Annotated in this window: 18 protein-coding genes; 3 read left to right on the plus strand and 15 right to left on the minus strand. The window is 71.4% G+C overall.

Features of this window, described 5'->3' with window-relative positions:
- Positions 1-32 precede the first annotated feature (32 nt).
- Complete coding sequence (ahcY, locus tag WA640_RS04500) at positions 33-1478, plus strand: adenosylhomocysteinase (protein WP_335986298.1); 1446 nt, start codon at positions 33-35, stop codon at positions 1476-1478.
- Positions 1479-1551: 73 nt separating this feature from the next.
- On the opposite strand, the gene WA640_RS04505 is transcribed toward ahcY, so the two are convergent.
- The 6 genes from WA640_RS04505 to WA640_RS04530 form a co-directional block, all read right to left on the minus strand.
- Positions 1552-2448, minus strand: coding sequence for a hypothetical protein (locus WA640_RS04505; protein WP_335986299.1), 897 nt, complete (start codon positions 2446-2448; stop codon positions 1552-1554).
- Positions 2449-2459: 11 nt separating this feature from the next.
- The gene (locus WA640_RS04510; RefSeq protein WP_335986300.1) at positions 2460-3350 is read right to left on the minus strand and encodes a hypothetical protein; all 891 of its coding nucleotides are present in this window, start codon (positions 3348-3350) and stop codon (positions 2460-2462) included.
- A gap of 154 nt (positions 3351-3504) precedes the next feature.
- The gene (gene moeZ, locus WA640_RS04515) at positions 3505-4683 is read right to left on the minus strand and encodes an adenylyltransferase/sulfurtransferase MoeZ (RefSeq protein WP_335986301.1); all 1179 of its coding nucleotides are present in this window, start codon (positions 4681-4683) and stop codon (positions 3505-3507) included.
- Between the two features lie 120 nt (positions 4684-4803).
- Positions 4804-5646: a DUF3152 domain-containing protein gene (locus WA640_RS04520; RefSeq protein ID WP_335986303.1), complete on the minus strand. Its 843-nt coding sequence runs from the start codon at positions 5644-5646 to the stop codon at positions 4804-4806.
- A gap of 69 nt (positions 5647-5715) precedes the next feature.
- Entirely contained in the window at positions 5716-6705 is a 990-nt protein-coding gene (locus tag WA640_RS04525; RefSeq protein ID WP_335986304.1) for an alpha/beta fold hydrolase, read from the minus strand.
- 5 nt (positions 6706-6710) lie between these two features.
- Positions 6711-8594, minus strand: a complete 1884-nt coding sequence (locus tag WA640_RS04530) for a hypothetical protein (RefSeq protein WP_335986305.1) — start codon at positions 8592-8594, stop codon at positions 6711-6713.
- Positions 8595-8732: 138 nt separating this feature from the next.
- On the opposite strand from WA640_RS04530, the gene WA640_RS04535 reads away from it, so the two are divergent.
- Both WA640_RS04535 and WA640_RS04540 read left to right on the plus strand, forming a co-directional pair.
- Positions 8733-9389, plus strand: coding sequence for a TetR/AcrR family transcriptional regulator (locus WA640_RS04535; protein ID WP_106366173.1), 657 nt, complete (start codon positions 8733-8735; stop codon positions 9387-9389).
- 140 nt (positions 9390-9529) lie between these two features.
- Positions 9530-9757 (plus strand): DUF3107 domain-containing protein, encoded by a 228-nt coding sequence (locus WA640_RS04540; protein ID WP_106366046.1) that lies wholly within the window; start codon positions 9530-9532, stop codon positions 9755-9757.
- A 49-nt stretch (positions 9758-9806) separates the two neighbouring features.
- Here the strand turns inward: WA640_RS04540 and WA640_RS04545 are convergent, their stop codons facing one another.
- From WA640_RS04545 to WA640_RS04585, 9 genes are all read right to left on the minus strand, one after another.
- The gene (locus WA640_RS04545; RefSeq protein WP_335986306.1) at positions 9807-11534 is read right to left on the minus strand and encodes an LpqB family beta-propeller domain-containing protein; all 1728 of its coding nucleotides are present in this window, start codon (positions 11532-11534) and stop codon (positions 9807-9809) included.
- Positions 11518-13161 carry an MtrAB system histidine kinase MtrB gene (gene mtrB, locus WA640_RS04550; protein WP_335986307.1) on the minus strand — a complete coding sequence of 548 codons (1644 nt, stop codon included), beginning with the start codon at positions 13159-13161 and terminating at the stop codon, positions 11518-11520. Before mtrB ends, WA640_RS04545 begins: the two co-directional genes overlap by 17 nt.
- 3 nt (positions 13162-13164) lie before the next feature.
- The gene (gene mtrA, locus WA640_RS04555) at positions 13165-13854 is read right to left on the minus strand and encodes an MtrAB system response regulator MtrA (RefSeq protein WP_091048055.1); all 690 of its coding nucleotides are present in this window, start codon (positions 13852-13854) and stop codon (positions 13165-13167) included.
- 73 nt (positions 13855-13927) lie between these two features.
- Positions 13928-15304, minus strand: coding sequence for an NAD(P)/FAD-dependent oxidoreductase (locus tag WA640_RS04560; protein WP_335986308.1), 1377 nt, complete (start codon positions 15302-15304; stop codon positions 13928-13930).
- A 20-nt stretch (positions 15305-15324) separates the two neighbouring features.
- Positions 15325-15942 (minus strand): hypothetical protein, encoded by a 618-nt coding sequence (locus WA640_RS04565; RefSeq protein ID WP_335986310.1) that lies wholly within the window; start codon positions 15940-15942, stop codon positions 15325-15327.
- A 29-nt stretch (positions 15943-15971) separates the two neighbouring features.
- The gene (locus tag WA640_RS04570) at positions 15972-17336 is read right to left on the minus strand and encodes a DUF58 domain-containing protein (RefSeq protein ID WP_335986311.1); all 1365 of its coding nucleotides are present in this window, start codon (positions 17334-17336) and stop codon (positions 15972-15974) included.
- Positions 17333-18340, minus strand: a complete 1008-nt coding sequence (locus tag WA640_RS04575; protein ID WP_335986312.1) for an AAA family ATPase — start codon at positions 18338-18340, stop codon at positions 17333-17335. The genes WA640_RS04570 and WA640_RS04575 overlap by 4 nt, the downstream gene beginning before the upstream one ends.
- A complete protein-coding gene (locus WA640_RS04580) occupies positions 18341-18880 on the minus strand; it encodes a hypothetical protein (RefSeq protein WP_335986313.1) in 540 nt (179 codons plus the stop codon).
- Positions 18877-19596, minus strand: a complete 720-nt coding sequence (locus tag WA640_RS04585) for a DUF4129 domain-containing protein (RefSeq protein WP_335986315.1) — start codon at positions 19594-19596, stop codon at positions 18877-18879. The genes WA640_RS04580 and WA640_RS04585 overlap by 4 nt, the downstream gene beginning before the upstream one ends.
- Between the last annotated feature and the right edge of the window lie 2 nt (positions 19597-19598).

Consider the following 19598-nt stretch of genomic DNA (forward strand, 5'->3'; position numbering starts at 1 on the left):
GGGCCCAGGGGTCGGCGCGTAGCATTTCAGGCATGACGAACACGCTGCGAGCCGAGGACTACAAGGTCGCCGATCTGAAGCTGGCCGACTTCGGCCGCCACGAGATCCGCCTGGCCGAACACGAGATGCCCGGGCTGATGGCCCTGCGCGAGCGCTACGGCGCCGACCGCCCGCTGGAGGGCGCGCGCATCACCGGGTCGCTGCACATGACGATCCAGACCGCGGTGCTCATCGAGACGCTCACCGCGCTCGGGGCGCGGGTGCGCTGGGCGTCGTGCAACATCTTCTCGACGCAGGACCACGCCGCCGCGGCGATAGCCGTCGGGCAGGGCACGCCGGAGGCCCCGCAGGGCGTCCCGGTGTTCGCGTGGAAGGGCGAGACGCTCGAAGAGTACTGGTGGTGCACCGAGCGCGCCCTCGACTGGGGCTCGGAGGAGCCGAACCTGATCCTCGACGACGGCGGGGACGCGACGATGCTCGTCGTCAACGGCGCGAAGTTCGAGGCGGCCCGGGCCGTCCCGGAGGCCTCGACGGCCGACAGCGAGGAGGAGGCCGTGGTGCTCGCGCTGCTGGCCCGCTCGCTCAAGGAGGACCCGGCCCGCTTCTCGCGCAAGGCGGCCGCGGTCAAGGGCGTCACCGAGGAGACCACCACGGGCGTGCACCGCCTGTACGAGCTGGAGCGCGAGGGGCGCCTGCCTTTCCCGGCGATCAACGTGAACGACTCGGTCACGAAGTCGAAGTTCGACAACAAGTACGGCGTGCGGCACTCGCTCGTGGACGGGATCAACCGGGCCACCGACGTGCTCATCGGCGGCAAGGTCGCGGTGGTGTGCGGCTACGGCGACGTCGGCAAGGGCTCGGCGGAGTCGCTGCGGGGCCAGGGCGCGCGCGTCATCGTCACCGAGGTCGACCCGATCTGCGCGCTCCAGGCTGCGATGGACGGCTACCAGGTGCTGACGCTTGAGGACGCCGTCGAGTACGCGGACATCTTCGTGACGACCACCGGCAACCGCGACATCATCTCGATCGAGCACATGCGCCGGATGAAGCACCAGGCGATCGTCGGGAACATCGGCCACTTCGACAACGAGATCGACATGGCCGGCCTCGCCGCCGAGCCGGGCGTCAAGAAGCTCGAAGTGAAGCCGCAGGTCCACGAGTGGCAGTTCGCCGACGGGCACTCGATCATCGTGCTGTCGGAGGGCCGCCTGCTCAACCTGGGCAACGCGACCGGGCACCCGAGCTTCGTGATGAGCAACAGCTTCACGAACCAGGTGCTCGCGCAGATGGAGCTGCACACCAAGCTGGAGGAGTACCCGGTCGGCGTGTACACGCTGCCGAAGCACCTCGACGAGGAAGTGGCGCGCCTGCACCTCGACTCGCTCGGCGTCAAGCTGACGACGCTGACGAAGAGCCAGGCCGACTACATCGGCGTGCCCGTGGAGGGGCCGTACAAGCCCGACCACTACCGGTACTGAATCGCATATCCTATTTCCTATAGGATATAGGAAACGGCCCGGTCCACTGCGGACCGGGCCGTTCGCGTCACCGCTAGAGGACGGCCTTGTCGATCACCGAGCGGGAGATCTTGGCGATCTCCTCGACGATCGCGATGCCCTTGGACTCGTTGGGTGCCTTGCTGGTCAGGATCGCCATGCGGATGGCGGTCTGGTCCGGGACGTTGATGACGCCGCAGGAGTGGACGACCCACAGGCCCCCGAGAGAGGACCGGGAGTCCCAGCCGTTCTTGACCCAGACCTTCTCGCCCTCGCGCTTGGCGGCCCGCAGGCCCCATGCCTGGACCGAGGCGACGCCGCCCATGAGCCAGCGCGCGTGGTCGACCTTCGCCTGAGAGAGCCGTCCCTTGTAGAGCAGCTGGTTGATGACCGAGAGCTGGTCGCCTACGTTGGTCGTGGTCAGGCCCCAGCGGCAGTCGGCAGAGGCGTTCGTGTACGTCAGCCCGTACCGTTTGTGCGCGGCCTTGAGCGCGTCGCAGCCGCCGAGGTGGTTGTACACCTTGGTGGTCGAGTCGTTGTTCGACCAGACGATCATCTGCCGGGCGTGCTCGCGGATGTCGGAGGGGATCGCGCTGACGGAGCTGTACTTCTCCAGCAGCATCAGGAGGATCTCCATCTTCACGATGGAGGCCGTGTCGTGGATGCGGCGGGCGTAGGTGCCCACGTTGCGGCTACCGCGCGTGATCTTGACGGAGGCCTCGGTCTGGGTGCCGGTGGTCGCAAGGTAGTCCCTGACGCGTTCGAAGAGCTCGGTGGAGAGTTCGGCGTCGGTGGGACCCTCGGCCCATGCGGCCGTGCCGATCCACGCCGTGCCGCCCGCGAGGGCGACGGCGGCGGGGACGGCGGCGCGGATGAGGGTCCGCCGGGAGGGGCGGTGTCGTGAAAGGCGCGGCCGGGGGGCCGGTTCCGCCTGGGGTGCTTCGAGAGTCATGCGGTTCCTGTTTATTCGTACTGGATGACGTCGCGGGAGATCCGGGAGATCTCCTCGACGATCGGGATCCCCTCGACGTCGTCGACCGCGCCGCTGGTGAGGACCGCCAGCTTGACGGGGTCGCCGTCGCCGTCGAGGACGCCGATGGAGTTGACCACCCACAGGCCGCCGAGCTGGGACTCGACGTCCCAGCCGTTCTTGAGCCAGACGGTCTCGCCGTCCTTCGCGGCGGCGGAGATCCCCCAGGCCTGCTCCTCGATCACCGAGCCCATGAGCTCGCGGCCGAGGTCGACCTGCTCGGCGTCGAGGATGCCCTCAAAGAGGTTGAGGCCCACGAGTATGAGCTGATCGGAGGCGGAGGACCATCCGACGCCCCAGCGGCCCTGGGGATCGGGGGTGGTGTCCTGGAGACCGTACCTCGCGTGCGCGGCGACGAGTGCGTCGACGCCGCCCAAGTAGTTGTACAGCGTGGACGTGGAGGCGTTGTGGGACTCGCGGATCATGCGGTTCAGCAGCGCGAGGTGGTCCTCGGGGATCGCGTCGACCGAGCCCCAGTACTCCTGGACCATCGAGAGGATCTCGACCTTGACGATGGAGGCGGTGATGTGCGTCTGGTCGGGGTTGTAGTCCAGGCGCATGTCGCCGCGCTCGATCGCGACCGACGCCTCGACCTGCGTGCCGGTGGAGGCGAGGTAGGCGTCGATCCGGGTCTTGAGGTCCGCTTCGAGCTCTTCGCGGGACGGCCCGAAGATGGCGTCGAGGCCGTTCTCGGAGGCGTTCGCGGCGACCGTTGCCACGGCCCCGGCCCCGACCAGGGCGGCCGCGGCGGGCACGCCGAACCGCAGGAGGTTGCGGCGGGAGGGGCGGAGCAGACGGGAGGAAGGTTCGCTTCTGCGGATCATGGCCCCAAGGCTAGGGAACCGGTCGAACCGGAGTCAACGTGCCCTCAACGGAATCCTCAGAGCAAGGGTGTCTGAAATGTCATACCGGAGCGAAGCAACCCAAAGCACGCCGAAGGGCGTCCGGCAAGCGCCGGACGCCCTTCGGACGGCCTGTCTAGTACGCGGGCAGGCTCGGGTCGACCTGGTTGATCCAGCCGAGCACGCCGCCCTGGACGTGGACCGCGTTCTTGAGCCCGGCGGCCTTCGCGGCGGCCAGGGCCTCGGCCGAGCGCACGCCGGCCTTGCAGTAGAACACCGCCTGCTTCTCGGTCGGCAGGTCCGCGAGGGCCGCACCGGACACGATGTCGCCCTTGGGGATCAGCCGGGAGCCGGGGATGCGCACGATCTCGTACTCGGCGGGCTCGCGCACGTCGATGAGGTCGATGTCGCGCCCCTCCTTGATCCACTCGGCCAGCTCGCGGGCCGTGATGGTGGAGCCGACGACGGCCTCGGCGGCCTCGTCGGTGACCGAGCCGCAGAAGTCCTCGTAGTCGATGAGCTCCTTGACCGTGGCGTTCGGGCCGCACACCGCGCAGTTCGGGTCCTTGCGGACCTTGATCTTGCGGTAGGTCATCTCCAGCGCGTCGTAGACCATGAGCGAGCCCACGAGCGGGTCGCCGATCCCGGTGAGCAGCTTGATGGCCTCGGTGACCTGGATCGAGCCGATCGAGGCGCACAGGACGCCCAGGACGCCGCCCTCGGCGCAGCTCGGGACCATGCCCGGCGGCGGGGGCTCGGGGTAGAGGCAGCGGTAGCACGGGCCCTGGTCGGCCCAGAAGACGCTGGCCTGGCCGTCGAAGCGGTAGATCGAGCCCCACACGTACGGCTTGCCCGAGAGGACCGCGGCGTCGTTGACCATGTAGCGCGTCGCGAAGTTGTCGGTGCCGTCGATGATGAGGTCGTACGGCTCGAAGATCTCGAAGACGTTGTCGTTGTCGAGCACCGTGTTGTGGATGACCACGTTCACGTACGGGTTGATCTCGCGGATCGACTCGGCCGCGGACTCGGCCTTGGTGCGGCCGATGTCGGACTGGCCGTGGATGATCTGGCGCTGGAGGTTCGACTCGTCGACGGTGTCGAACTCGACGATGCCGATCGTGCCGACCCCGGCCGCGGCCAGGTACATCAGCGCGGGGGACCCGAGGCCGCCCGCGCCCACGCAGAGCACCTTGGCGTTCTTGAGTCGTTTCTGACCGTCCATGGCGACGTCGGGGATGATGAGGTGGCGCGAATAGCGGCGCACCTCGTCGACCGACAGCTCGGAGGCTGGTTCGACCAGCGGCGGCAAACTCATATAACCAATAATGCATGTCCACGGGGTGGATATTCCACCCCCCGGCCCGGTGTGCCGCGCTTCACCCCGTGAGATTCCTTGTCCCGCATGGCGGGACGAGGTTGGTGGGACCCGCCGCGGCTACTGGTCGATGAAGTCGTCCGGCGGCAGGTCGGGGCCGTTGTAGTCCCCCGCCGGGCCCGACAGGTACGTCTCGCCGTCCGGGAACGGCCACGCGTTCCCCGTGCAGCCCGCGAGCTGGTACGTCTGCTGCGCCATCACCGGCGACAGCTCCCCTTCCGCGGGGCACACCTCGTGCCCGTGCCCGAGCCGGTGCCCCACCTCGTGGTTCACCGCGTACTGGCGGTACGTCTCCAGCGTGCCGTCCCAGTGCTCGACCCCGGTGAGCCACCGCGCCGAGTTGATGACCACCGCGTCGCCGTTGCGGCACGAGACCGTCGTGTTCTGCGAGCCGCACAGGTACGAGCGCTGCTCGGGGCTCGCCAGGTAGACCGTGAAGTCCGCGTCGCCGCCGCCGACCTGCTGGAACCGCCACGCCCCGCCCGCGGTCCACGAGCGCGGGTCGGCGAGCGTCGCGTGCACGAAGTCGCTGAACTCGTCGGCGTTCAGCTCGATGCCGTTCTCCACGGCCACGTTGTACGTCAGGAGGGTCCCCGCGTCGCCGAACACCGCCGTGTCGGACGGCTGCGCGTACGTCCAGGTCCCCGTGCCCGAGAAGTACAGCGGGATGTTCGCGACTTCGGGGGAGGCGGACGGCGACGGCGGCACGGCCTCGTCGGGGACCGCCTCCGCGCTGGTCGGGACGACCTGCTCGTCCTCGTCGAGGGCCTGCGGCTTCTCCGAATCCGCGGCGCCGAGCGCGAAGTACAGCCCCGCGCCGGCCATGACGACCAGGACCGCGAGCAGCACGAAGCGCCGTCGTCTGCGGAGCCTGCGGTTGCGATCCAGCCGTCCCTCAGTCACACCCGGGAGTCTAGGCCAGACGGCCGCCCCAGGGGCTCAGCCCGCAGCATTGTGTGAACCGGTTCCGGTTCACAATATGGACAAAGCGTTCTCGGGGTCGGCGACCTCGTCGTTGCGGACTTCGTCGAACATGGCGACCATTGCGCGCGCGACCGCCTGGGGGCGCTCCATCATCGCGACGTGGCCGGTCTTGTCGAGGATGAGGAGGCGGGAGTCGGGGATCGCCAGGGCCGTGGGCGGCGCTTGGCGGACGTCGATGACGTGGTCCTGCTTGCCCCAGACGACGAGGGTCGGGCACTGGATCTCGCGGGCGAGGCTCCACAGGGAGTGCGTGCCGGGCACGAGGGCCTGCACGAAGGAGGCCATGAGGCCCCGGTAGGTCTGGAAGTACGCCTGGTTGTTCCAGGGCACGGCGAGGCGGTGGCGGGCCTCGGCGATCGCCTCGCGGCGGCGCTGCGGGTGGATCGAGGACGGGTCGGCCCAGGTGCCGCGGATGATGTCGTCGACGACCTGCTGCGGGGTGCGCCCGCGCATGGCGCGGTCGGCGAGCCACGCGATGTTCGGGACCGCGAGCATCGGCAGGTAGCGGGACTGGTGCGAGCGGCGCGGGTTGCCGAACGGCATCGCGGGCGAGATGAGGGTGAGCGTGCGGACCAGGTTCGGGCGGGTCGCGGCGAGGTACACCGCGACCGCGCCGCCGAGCGAGTGGCCGACGAGGTGGACCGGGCCGCGCCCGGACTCGGAGATCCACGCCGCGACGTCCTGCGCCAGGAGCGGGATCGTGGTCCGCGGCGCGGGCGCCGAGTGGCCGAAGCCGGGCAGGTCCACCGCGTCGGTGCGGAGCCGGTCGGAGAGCGCGTCGGCGAGGTCGGTCCAGTTCTGCGCCGAGCCGCCGAGCCCGTGGACGAACACGGCGGGCTCGGCCCCCGGCGCGGTCGCCGGGGTGTGGCGGATGAACAGCCGGCGGCGGCTCACCTGGTGCTCGATGCCGGGCCACGGCGCGTGCGGCCGTCGGGGAGTGCGGACCTCCCCGGCGTCGACCAGCCGCGCCCGTTTCATGGAAGCTAGTGTGCCACTTCGGCAGCGAGCGCGCCCAAAGTAGCCGAAACCACCGCGCGGGCGCGCTCGGCGGTCACGACCGAGGCCCCGGAGAGGCGCCGCACGGACCGGCCGTCGAGCCACAGGATGACCACGACCGCGGTCTTCACAGGCCCGGTGGGGACGATCGAGGCGTGCTCGACCTCGACGCGCACGTCCCCGGCGCCGAGGCGCGGCCGCAGGGCCTCCACAGTGGCGGCCGCGGCGGCGTGCTGGATGTGCCAGTCGATCGGCGGGACCGCGACTTTGCCCGTGGACTCGGTGTCGCCGAGGGCGAGCGTGACGCTCACTTCGGCTTCGAGCCCGGCGGACTCGATCTCGACGCGGCGCAGCTCGACCGGGCCGACCGAGGCGACCTCGACGTCGGTCGAGGCGGGCTCGACGTGGCCGCGGATCTCGGCCTCGTCGCCGGACTGCGGGCCGGGCTCGACGGCGCGCTGCTCGTTGACGACGGCGGAGACCACCGCGTGGACCTCGTCGGGGTCGACGCCCTCTTCGAGTTCGAGGCGGAGGCTGGAGGCGCCGTCGGGGGCCGTCACGTGGAAGGCGTCGCGGACGCCGGGGACCTGGCGGACGGCGTCGACGAGGCGGGCGGATTCGATGTCCTGCACTTGGGTGCCGGCGGATCCGGGCATGGGTCCTGTGTTCTCCACGGTGGCGGGCGGTGTCGGCTCGGCGATGGGCGGGCGGGGCGGCGTGCGCAGCAGCGGGGCCTGCTCAGTGACGGGCGGGCTGGGGACCGCCGCGGGCGAGACCTCGGTGAGCGGCGGCTGCACGATCGGGAACTGGTCGGTGCGCTGCTCCACGACCGGGACGGACGGGGCCGGGGGCGGCGGGGTCGCGGGCGCGGGCGGCGCGCTCGGCTGCGGCGGGGCCTCGGCGGCGGGCGCGGGCGTGGCGGGAGCCGGAGTCGCGGGAGCGGCGGGGACCGCCGGGTGCTCCTGGGTCGCCTCCTCGGGGGCGGGGACCGCGGGGCGGACCGGGCTCGGCGGCGCGGGCGGCGGCGGGGTCTGCACGGTCGCGGGCGGGGCGCTCTGGGCCTGCGGGACCTCGATGGGGCCGGTGTGCTGCGGCGCGGGCGCGCTGTAGTGCTGCTGCGGTGCTTGGGGTTCGGGTGCCGGGGGTTGGACGAACTCCTGGTTGGGGCCGGGCGGCGCGGGGACCGGCTGCTGCGGGGCCGCGGGGCTGGGCGCGTAGTCGCCGGGCAGCGGCGGGGCGCTGTAGCCGGGGTGCTGCTGGGGGACGCCGAAGTCCTGGGCGGGGGCGCTGTAGAACTGCTGGGCGGGCTGGCTCTGCTGCGGCGGTGCGGGGGCCGCGGGCGGCGGCGGGGTGTGGTGCTGCGGCGGAGCGGGCGCCTCGTGGTGCGGGGCGGGCGCGTACTCCTGGGTGGCCCCCGGCAGCGGGGCCGCGGGCGGCGGGGCGTACTCCTGGGCCGGCGGCGCGGGCGGCGCCGGAGGGGCGCTCTGCGGCGGCGCGAACGGGTTCACCGGGACCTGCTCGGCCTGGAAGCCCTGGGGGCCTTGGGGGGTCTGCGGGACGGCGGGGATCGGCTCGAACTGCTCGCCGGGCGCGGGGCGGCGGGTCGCGGGGACCATCGGCCCGGTCTCGGTCATCTCGACCGGCACGTTCGGGACCTGTCCGGTGGGGTCCTCGCTGTAGCGGTGGCGTCTGCCGCGGTCCGGGTCGAACCGGTACTGCTCGGGCGCCTGCCCCATCCCCTGACGGGCCGCGTCGGCGGTCTCGGCGCCCTCCTCGGACGGCGGGCCCCAGGACCTGCCGATCCGCCTGCGGGCTGCCCGTTCCTCCCCGGTCGGACGCTGCTCATCCGGTCGGTTCTGGTCATACACCACTAGACAACTCCTTCATATTCCCGCCCTCAAGGTACCGTGGCGCGCCCAGTGACTCGAACCCGCGTTTGTCGCCCCCGTACGCTGGGAGACTGTATTCAAGGTTTCCGTAAACTCCGTTCGGGCCGCAAGCGACCGCGGCTGACGGATGGGCGACATGAGCCGGGAAGAGGTGGCGGCGTGAACAGCGCTGGTGAGGGGCGGGTCCGACTGCCCAGGAGCGAACGCCGCGTGCAGCTGCTGCGTGCCGCTCAGGACGTCTTCGTCTCCAAGGGCTACCACAGCACCTCCATGGACGACATCGCCGAGAACGCCGGGGTGTCGAAACCCGTGCTGTACCAGCACTTCACGTCGAAGCTGGAACTGTATCTGGCACTGCTGGACGGCCGGGCGGCCGAGCTGGTGGGCCAGGTGCGCGACGCCTTGCAGTCCACTGAGGACAACAAGGAGCGGGTGAACCGCGCCATGCGCGCGTACTTCGAGTTCGTGGACGCGCAGGGCGAGGCGTTCCGGCTCGTGTTCGAGTCCGACCAGCGCAACGACCCCGAGGTCGCCGAGCGGGTCATGCGCATGGAGGCCGACTGCGTCGCGGCGATGGCCGAGACGATCATGGCCGACACCCACGTCGACAAGGCCCGGGCCGAACTCCTGGCGACGGGCCTGCTCGGGACCGCCGAGGTCTCGGCCCGCAAGTGGATCGCCTCCGGCCGCGCCATCCCGAAGGACGAGGCGGTCCAGCTCATGAGCACGCTCGCTTGGCGGGGCATCTCGCACTTCCCCCGCGAGGAAGAAGTCTGAGCGTCCCTTCCTTCCGGAAGGTGAATGCTCGGGGCGGCGCCGTTCGCTCTCGGCGCAGCGCTCCGTGCAGTGGACCGGGGGTCGCCGCGAGTAGTCTTGCTTCGGACCGAAGGTCAGAGTATTTCGATTGAGGAGGGCCCGTGGAGGTCAAGATCGGTGTCCAGTACGCCCCACGCGAACTGGTGTTGGAGAGCAAGCTGTCGCCGAAGGACCTGTCCGACACGATCGAGCAGGCCGTGAAGGACGGCGGGGTCCTGCGCCTGGAGGACGACAAGGGGCGCCAGGTGATCGTCCCTGTCGAGAAGATCGCCTACGTCGAGATCGCGGCCACCAATGTGCGGTCGGTCGGCTTCACCGTCGACGCGTAGCAGACGGAAGTGACTTCAGGCCCGGGGCTTTCGCTCCGGGCCTTGTCCGTTATTGAAGCACCGTGAACGGCGCGGTGCCGCCGACCGCGTGGCTGCCGTTGCGCACGCCTTCCGGGCCGCTCGTGTGGACCCGGTACAGCGTGTCGTTCGCGACCACCAGCACCGGGTCGCCGCGGTTGAGGTTCGACTCGACCGGGTCGGCGGGGTTCGCCGCGACCTCCGAGAACACCAGCCCGGCCGTGCCGGCCTGGACGTCGGTGCGGGAGTTGTCGATCGCGACCCGGAACAGCGTGTCGTCGTCGCGCTTGCCCGTGACCCACAGGTAGTTCTCCGAGCTCCACGCGATGTCGGTGACGTCCTCGATGTCGGTGCCGATGCGCCGCGGCTCCCCCGCCTGGAGGTTCCCGTCGGCGTCCACGTTCAGCGGCGCCACCCACGCGTGGCCGCCCTCGACGTACGCCAGGCGCCGCCCGTCCGCCGCGAGCGCCATCGCCGTCACCGACTCCCCCACCGTGAGCGGCTGGACCACCGCCCGCGAGTTCGGGTTCACGACCGTGGGCACGCCGTCGGAGACGACGAGGATCGCGCTCGCCGGGTGCCACTGCGGGTCGGCCAGCACGGTGCCCAGGCCGCCGACGGCGCCCATCGCGGAATCCGTGGGGCCCACGGTGAGCACGTCGCCGGAGGTCCCGGCGGCGATCGCGGCGATCTGGTCGGCGGGGCCGATCGCGACCTGCCGGAGGCCGTCCGCGTGGAAGCCGACCCATGAATGTTCAGCGGACTCGGTCGTGACCTCGTCGGCCGCGTACTCCCAGACCGTCTCCTCGAACAGGAAGTACGCGGTGGGCGGCAGGTCCGCGGGGATCGCGTTCCAGTTGCGCCAGTCCGCGAGCGTGCCCTCGCCGATGACGTCGCCGTCGGCGGTGAGCACGAATCCGTTGGACAGGCCCAGGGTCCAGGCGACCTGCGCGGTCATGGCGTCCTGCACGGACCGGTCGTCGACCGGTTCGCCGAGGGTGAGCTCCACTTCGGGGACGCCGTTGCGCGAGGTGATCTTCGCGGTGGTCGAGGAGGGGATCGCGCTGCGCGACGACTGGAGGGCGAACTCGGAGGGGCCGCGCAGGAGCCAGTCGAGCAGGAGGCGCCGGTCGGTCTCGGCGTCGAGGTCGGCGTAGATCCAGCGCAGGTCGGGGACGAGGAGCTCCGGCGCGTCGGCCTGGAAGTACAGCGGCGAGGCCCGGTACGAGTCGAGGAACTGCCGGTAGTCCAAGGACACCTGGGACGGCTGGCTCTGGATCGACCACACGTCCTGGAGACCGCCGTCGCGCCCGAGCATGAACGTCTCCTCGTAGGCGCTCGGCGAGGAGCTCATGCGGACCGAGCCGTCTTCGAGGTAGACGCCGACGACCGAGGCGGTGACGGTGACGTTCGCCGACTCGATCGGGTTGCCGCCGCCCACGGTCACCTCGATGTCGGCGAGGAGGCGGATGCCGGAGGCGGCGTCGGAGAACTGCTCGTTCCCGGAGGCGGTGAACTTGTTGAGGCGGTCGTCGCGGCTCGCGGGGTCACCGGCGGCGGCCTTGAGGAAGTTCTGGACCGTGACGTCGGCATCGGCGGTCGGCTCGAACGTCTCGGCGGTCGTCCCGGAGGACTCCCCGAAGTTCGTGGGCGCGTCGTCGACGACCTCCGGGTCGCTGCCGGTGGGGATGCCGCAGGCGGATGCGGCCCAAGCGGTGCCGAGGGCGAGCGCGGCGGCGAGGCTAGTCCTGCGTCGCACGGGTGGCCTCCTTCCCCGCGCCGGGGCGCGGGCCGTCGAGCCGCAGGGGGATCGGCGAGGTGATGACGCGGTTCCCGGCCTGGAGCGGCAGGGTCAGCACGAACAGCGTGCCCTTGCCGGGCTCGCCCACGGCCTGGAGCGTCCCGGAGTGCAGCTTCGCGTCCTCCAGGCTGATCGCCAGGCCCAGGCCCGTGCCGCCGGTCTTGCGGTTGCGGGACGGGTCGGCGCGCCAGAACCGGTCGAAGACGCGGTCGGCGTGGCCGGGCTTGAGGCCCACGCCGTGGTCGCGGACCGCGACGGCCACCGCCGTCTCGGACTCGGCGACGGTGACGCGCACGGGGCGGCCCTCGGCGTGCTCGATCGCGTTCGAGACGAGGTTGCGCAGGATGCGCTGGACGCGGCGCGGGTCGACCTCGGCGATGACGCGGCGCTTCGGCTTCTCGACGGTGACCTCCACCCCGCACTCCCCGGCGAGGTGCGAGAGGCCCTCGGCGACGTCGTCGGCGATGCGGCCGACGTCGACGGCGTCCACTTCCAGGGACGCGAACCCGGAGTCGAAGCGGGAGATCTCCAGCAGCTCCTGGAGCAGCTCCTCGAAGCGGTCGATCTCGTGCTGGAGCAGCTCGGTGGAGCGCTTGGTGACCGGGTCGAAGTCGTCGCGGTTGTCGTAGAGCAGGTCGGCGGCCATGCGGATCGTCGCGAGCGGCGTGCGCAGCTCGTGCGAGACGTCGGAGGTGAAGCGCCGCTGCATCATCGACATCTCCTCCAGGCGCCGGATCTGGCTCTGGAGGTTCTCGGCCATGAGGTTGAACGAGCCCGCGAGCCGCGCGAGGTCGTCGGAGCCGCGGACCTCCATGCGCTCGTGGAGCAACCCGGCGGCGAGCCGCTGGGAGGTGCGGGCGGCCTCGCGCACGGGCGTGACGACCAGGCGGGTGACGAGCGCGGCGATGACGCCGAGGAGGAGCACCAGTGCGACCCCGGCGAGCGCGAGGTTGGTGCGCAGCAGGCTGATCGCGTCCTGCTGCGATTCGAGCGGGTAGAACGCGTACAGCTCGAAGTCCACGGTCAGGTCGATGAAGGAGCCGACGACGAGGTACGGCATGGGGCCCTGGTCGTCGAGCGTGAAGTTGTCGTACTGGATCGCGGTCTTGCGGTCGGCGACGTCCTCTTGCAGCTCCTCGGACGGCGCGGCCTCGGCCGACGCAGGGTGCGAGCGGGTCACCTCGCCGTCGTCGGTGCGCAGGACGATGACCGGCGCGTACACGGGGTCCTCGGCGAGTTCGTTGACGATGCGCTGCATGGTCGTGGCGAGGTCGGAGTCGGTGGAGGAGGCGTAGGTGCCGAGCTGCTCGGCGGCCCGCTCGACGGCGTTGAGGGTCTCCTCGACGGCGGTCTCCTGGCGCTCGGTGAGGAGCCCGGAGGTGACCGACCCGGCGACGACGAAGGAGAAGATGAGGACGAGGACCGTGGAGGCGATGAGGGTCGAGGAGACGACCCGCAGCTGGAGGGAGGCGCGGAAGCGGTCGATGAGCGGGCGCGAGGCCCGGTCCGCCCAGCGGGCGGCGCTCCCCCATGCCCGTCGCAGCCACACCGGGCGCTGGCGCGCCCGGTCCTCCCCCGCGGTCATGGGCTAGCCCAGACCGGCTTTGTACCCGACGCCGCGGACGGTCTGGATGAGCTGGGGGCGCTCGGGGTCGGGCTCGATCTTGGCGCGCAGGCGCTGCACGTGGACGTTCACCAGGCGCGTGTCGGCGGAGTGCCGGTAGCCCCACACCTGCTCCAGCAGGACCTGCCGGGTGAAGACCTGGCGGGGCTTGCGGGCGAGGGCCACGAGCAGGTCGAACTCCAGGGGCGTCAGCTTCACTTCGGCGCCGTTGAGGGTGACCTGGTGGGCGGGCACGTCGATCTGGACCTGGAGGCCGGGCTTGCCGATCTCCAGGCGCTCGGGCGTGACGTCGTCGCCGCGGCGCAGGCGGGCGCGGATGCGGGCCACCAGCTCCTTGGGCTTGAACGGCTTCACGATGTAGTCGTCGGCGCCCGATTCGAGGCCCAGCACGATGTCCACGGTGTCCGATTTGGCGGTGAGCATCACGATCGGCACGCCGGACTCGCCGCGGATCGCCTTCGCGACGTCGATCCCGCTCATGCCCGGGAGCATGAGGTCGAGGAGGACGATGTCGGGGCGGTGCTCCTTGAACGCGGCGAGCGCCTTCTCGCCGTCGACGACGAACGTGGGGGTGAAGCCTTCGGTCCGGAGGATGATGCCGAGCATCTCCGCCAGGGCCGGGTCGTCGTCGACGACGAGTACGCGTGCTCTCATGGACACCAGTTTTCCACCTCGCTAAAGGCCGGAGCACCACGGGTGTCTCCCCGTGGTGCTCCAACTGTAACGACTATCCGACGGACTTGGCGGCCCGTGCGGGGTCGGTGCCTGCGGCGATGGCCTCGAACGGCTCGCGTCCGGCCTGGATCTCGCCGAGCTGGACCATCTCGCGCTTCGTGAAGAAGCCGACGATCCAGTCCGCGAGGACGCGGCCCTTGCGGCCGGTCCCGGGCACGCGCGACAGGTGGTAGCCGCGGTGCATGAGCCAGGCGAGGAGGCCCTTGGCCTTGAAGCCGTAGGTGTTGGCGACGCCCTTGTACAGGCCGAGGCCGGCGACCGAGCCGATGTACTTGTGCTCGTACGGGGTCAGCTCGCGGCCGACGTGGCTGCGGTAGACGTTGTCCGCGAGGGTCTTGGCCTGGCGGACGGCGTGCTGCGCGGACGGGGTGCACCAGTCCATCGGGAAGTCCGAGGTGTCGGGGACCTGGGCGGAGTCGCCCGCGCCCCAGGCGCCTTCGACGACCTCGCCGACGGTGTGCTTCCCGGCCTCGACGCCGGTGGCGACCTGGAGGCGCGTGTTGCACTCCAGGTGGCCGCGCGGGCCGATCGGCAGGTCGGTCTGCTTGAGCAGCGGGTGGGGCATGACGCCTGCGGTCCAGATGATGGTGTCGGAGTCGAACTCCTCGCCGTCGGTGAGGACGACGTGGCCGCCCTCGCAGGACTTCAGGGTGGTGCCCAGGCGGATGTCGACGCCGCGCTTGGTGAGCTCGCGGGCGGCGTACGCGCCCATCTCGGGGCCGACCTCGGGGAGGATCTTGTTGGCGTACTCGACGAGGTACCACTTGATCTCGGAGGCGTCGAGCATCGGGTAGTTCTTCACGATGTTCGCGGTGAGGTCTTCGAGCTCGCCGAGGGTCTCGGCGCCGGCGAAGCCGCCGCCGACGGTGAGGAACGTGAGGGCCTTGCGGCGCACGTCGGGGTCCTCGGTGGTGGCGGCGATGTCGAAGCGCTGGAGCACGTGGTTGCGCAGCCAGATCGCCTCGCCCATCGACTTGATGCCGATGGCGGTGTCCGCCAGGCCGGGGATGGGGAGCGGGCGGGAGACGGAGCCGGGGGCGACGATGACCTCGTCGTACTCGACCTCGCGGGCGGGGCCGACATAGGGCTGCACCATGAGCTTGCGCTCGGCGTGCTTGATCTCGGTGACCGCACCGGTGAGGATGGTGCAGTGCTTGAGGGCCTGTCGGAGCGGCACAACGCCGTGTCGCGGGGAGATGGAACCAGCGGCCGCCTCGGGCAGGAACGGCTGGTAGGTCATGTGCTGGTTGGGGTCGATGACCATCAGTTCAACTTGACCGCGCTTGATGTCGCCCTTCAGCAGCTTGCTCAAGCGTTCGGCAACGTAAAAACCGACGTGACCGGCACCTATCACGACTATACGTTTCACGTGTTCAATTCTGGCCCTGTTCAGGGGGTCTTGTGTAGTGAACGCGCGAGGACGTAGATCACGGTGACAGCGGCCACGATGCCCGCGCCGACCGCGAGACCTGCGGTGAGACCGGTGAAATACGCGGTGAACAGCGCCAGGGTGAGCGCTATGCCCACAGTCGACGCCAGCACCAGCCCGAGGTGCTTCGCCCAGGTGAGGATGATCTCACCGTCCATTGCGGTAGTCGTTCGGAAACGCTGCGCGACGGCCGCCGCGGAGTGGCCGGTGTACAGCAGGCAGGCGAGCCCGGCGGCCGTCCACAATGTGGGAGAGCGGTCGCCGTCGAGGGCGTCGGAGACGAGCCAGGCGGCGATCGTGAAGCCGATTGCCACGAACACCGCCGGGCCCGCGGGGGCGAGGGCCGCGGCGAGCGCGAGCAGCGCCGCGAGCGCCGCGTAGAACCCGGTCCCGGCCCATTCGGGAGGCACGGCCAGCTCGGAGGCGGTGAACAGCGTCAGGGCCGTCAGGAGGCGCAGCAGGACCGGCGCGGGGGCGATGCGGCGGGCCCACGAGACGCCCCCGGCGCGCCCGGCCTTGGCGCGCTCGCGGGCGCCCTCGCGCAGGGCCTGGAGGAGCGGGCGCTGGACATCGCTCATTTACGACTCGCAAGCTTCGTCGAGAGGGGTCATCGGTAGCGCCTCCGGGTGAGTTGAGCGAGGACGTTGTCGAGGGAGGCCGCGCCCTGCCAGGGCTCGACGGCGACGCCGAGGTCGCGCAGCTCCATGAGGGTGTTGTCGCGCGAGAGGCGCCACAGCCGCTCCGCGTACGGCGTCCAATGTGTACGACGGGGCGGGGCGACGTGCGGCGGGAGGGTGTCGACGCACAGGACGGGCCGCCCGGCGCGGGCGAGGGACGCGATGAGCGCGATCGACCGGTCGGTGAGCAGCGGCGTGAACACGACGTTGAGACTGCGCTGCCCGGCGAGCTGGCGGCGCAGCAGGTCCGGCGAGGGCGGGACGGGGTCCGGCGGGATCTCGACGGCGGCGAGCCAGCGCAGGGTGGCGGCGGCGTGGCGGCGCCCGGCCCCGGCCCGCATGCGGCGCCCGCGGGCGCCGAACTCGACGCACGCGGTGCGGTCGCCCTGGAGCGCGTAGTGGGAGGCCACGGCTCCGGCGGCGCGCACGGTGAGGTCGGCGATCGACGCGGCGCCGTCCAGGCCGCCGGACACGCCCGCCTCGACCTGGAGGTCGAGCACGAGGGTGACGTCGGTGTCGCGTTCGGAGAGCGTGGCGTTGACGTACAAGTCCCTGGTGCGCATGGAGGTGCGCCAGTCGATGCGGCGCAGCCGGTCCCCGGGCTGGTAGAGGCGGACCTCGGCGAGCTCGCCGGAGTCGCCGCCGCGGCGGGACCGGTGGACGCCGGTGACGCCGTCGGCGAACGGCAGGGACTCGGCCGAGTCGAACCAGTCGGGCACGGGCAGGACCCACGCGGACAGGCCCGGGAGGCGCTGCACGGTGGTCTCCAGGAGGCCCCCGCAGGCGACGGAGCGGACGTGGACCGGGCCGAGGTGGTGCTCGCCCCAGCGGCGGGCCGTCCCGGCGACGACGAGGTCGCGCCCGGACTGCGGCGCCAGCGCGGACGCGAAGTCGCCCTTGCCGGTGTGGAGTTCGATCCAGGGGTCGGCGACGGCGGTGACGATCGCGGTGACGGCGACCGGCTCGGGGTTGGCGACGATGACGCGCGCGGCGGCGGTGCCTCCCTCGGCGCAGGAGAGGTCGGTCCCGGTGCCTTCGAGGGGCGCGATGCGGACCTCGGGCGGGCGGTGCGGGCGGCGCTGGAGGAGCACGGCGGTGCCGATCGCGAAGGGCGCGGCGATGAGCACGAGGTCGATGCGGCCCAAGGCGACCGCCGCGAGCAGGCACACCGCGGCGAGGGCGACGGCCCTCGTGAGGGCCTTCGTCCGCCGCCACGTCACGGGCGGTTCGACCCGGGCCGGGCGCACCTCGCGGGGGTTGTCGGTGCGCAGGCTCAGGACCGGGTCGATCGTCATCGCTGCTGCGCCGGGCCCGCGGTGTAGGCCGGGGCCTGGGCGGTCTGCGGGGCCGGGACGCCGCGGCAGATGTCGGCGACGACCGCGGCGGGGTCGATGCGGCGCATCCACAGCTCGGGCTTGAGGGTGATCCGGTGGGCGAGCGCGGCGCCCGCGACGCCCTTGACGTCGTCGGGGGTGACGAAGTCGCGCCCGGCGAGGACGGCGAGCGCGCGGGAGGCGAGCAGCAGCGCGAGCGACCCGCGCGGGGAGGCGCCGACCTGGACCTGGGCGTGGCCGCGGGTGGCGGTGGTGACGGCGACGATGTAGCGGCCCACGGAGTCCTCGACGGTGACGTCTTCGAGGGCGCGCTGCATGGCGACGAGGGTGGCGGCGTCGATGACGGGGTCGAGGTCGACGGTCTCCTGGCGGCGGCCGATGCGCCGCTGGAGGACCTCCCACTCCTCGTCGGGGGTGGGGTAGCCGAAGGAGACACGCAGCAGGAACCGGTCGAGCTGGGCTTCGGGGAGCTGGTAGGTGCCCTCGAACTCGACGGGGTTGGAGGTGGCGAGGACGGTGAACGGCTCGGGGAGGAGGTGGGTCTCGCCCTCGACGGAGACCTGGCGCTCCTGCATGGCTTCGAGGAGCGCGGACTGCGTCTTCGGGGGCGTCCGGTTGATCTCGTCGGCGAGGAGGAGGTTGGTGTGGACCGGGCCCTTGCGGTAGACGAACTCGCCGGTCTTCTGGTTGTAGAGGAGGGACCCGGTGACGTCGGCGGGCAGCAGGTCGGGCGTGAACTGGAGGCGGCGGAAGTCGAGGCCGAGGCTCTGCGCGAAGCACCGGGCGGTGAGGGTCTTGCCGAGGCCGGGGAGGTCTTCGAGGAGGATGTGGCCGCCCGCGAGGATCCCGGCGAGGACCAGGCGCAGCGGCTCGTCCTTGCCGACGATGACCGACCGGACCGACTTGAGGACCGCTTCGGCGTGGTGCGCGACCTGGTCGAGGCTGATGCGCGGCGTCTCGGTCATTTAGATCTCCTCGATGGCTTTCAGGTGGACCCCGAGCTGCTGCGGCGAGGGGCAGTCCGGCGCGGGGCCGGTCAGGAACAGGTAGGTGCGCTCGCCGAGGACGGCCCGGCACTCCTCGGGCTGGCCGTCGAGCGAGAGGCCGCGGCGCAGCCGCAGGCGCTCGGCGGCGAGCTCGGTGAGCTGCTGCTTCGCGTTCGTGGTGGCGAACCGGCCGGGCTTGGCCTCGGCGAAGATGAACCGGTCCTCCCAGCGGTTGACATCGGCGAACGGGCGCCAGGACGGCTCGTTGACAGTGTGGACGCGCAGCTCGGGCGCGGGCTCGGTGTCGGCGCGCATCCCCGAGACCACGGAGTAGGCCAGGAGCGCGGCGACGGCGAGGAGCACGAGCTGCCACAGCGCGAAGTCGACGCCGCCGACGTACGCGAACGCCCACGCGAACACGGCGAGCGCGACGGCCCCGACCGCGGGCCACAGCCGCACGCGCCCAAACGGCGAGAGGAGTTCCCTCGCCGAGATGCCTTGCGGCGCTTCTCTTCTCACTGCGCCTCCCTGACGCCGAGCTGGGCCCGGAGCGCGACGAGGGCGTCGCGGGCGCGGTCGCGGTCGGCCTCGCCGACCTCGTGCGGCGAGTACCTCGCCCGCAGGTACGCCTCGGTGAGCCGGTTCAGGGCCGCGCCGTCGAGGTCGTGGCGCGACAGGAGCTTGCGGACGAGGTCGGCGGGCGTGTCGGAGGCGTCCCGTTCGATCCCGACGCCTTCGGCGGCGCGCTCGAAGTGGACCCAGCAGGCCATGATCGCCGACCTGGCGTCGGTGCCGAGGTCCATCTCCTGGATCGCGGACGCGATGGCGTCCTCGACGAGCGAGAAGTCGCGGACCAGGTGCGCCGGTTCGGGTTCGGGCACGCCGGTCGACTCGGGCGCCTCCACGATCCACCTGATGAGGCGCCGGATGACGAGCAGCAGGATGAGCAGCAGCGGGATGCCGGCGAGGATGCCGAGGATGAGCCAGCTGATCCACGAGGGGAACGTGCTCCCCTCGACGGGTTCGCCGGTCGGCGGCATCGACAGCTCTTCCTGGGTCATCAGCGGCGGCGGGCTCTCGGCGCCCTCGCCCCCGGAGTACGGCATCCGCGCCTCGTCCCACTGGAGCCCCGTCCCCTGCGCGGCGATCCCGACGACCAGCAGCGCGGCGACCACGGCGAGGACCGGCAGCCACCGCCGCAGCGTCGAGCGCTCGTGCGGTGCGGGTGGCGTCATGT

This window comes from Glycomyces sp. MUSA5-2, from assembly GCF_037034145.1.
Taxonomy (GTDB): domain Bacteria; phylum Actinomycetota; class Actinomycetes; order Mycobacteriales; family Micromonosporaceae; genus Glycomyces; species Glycomyces artemisiae.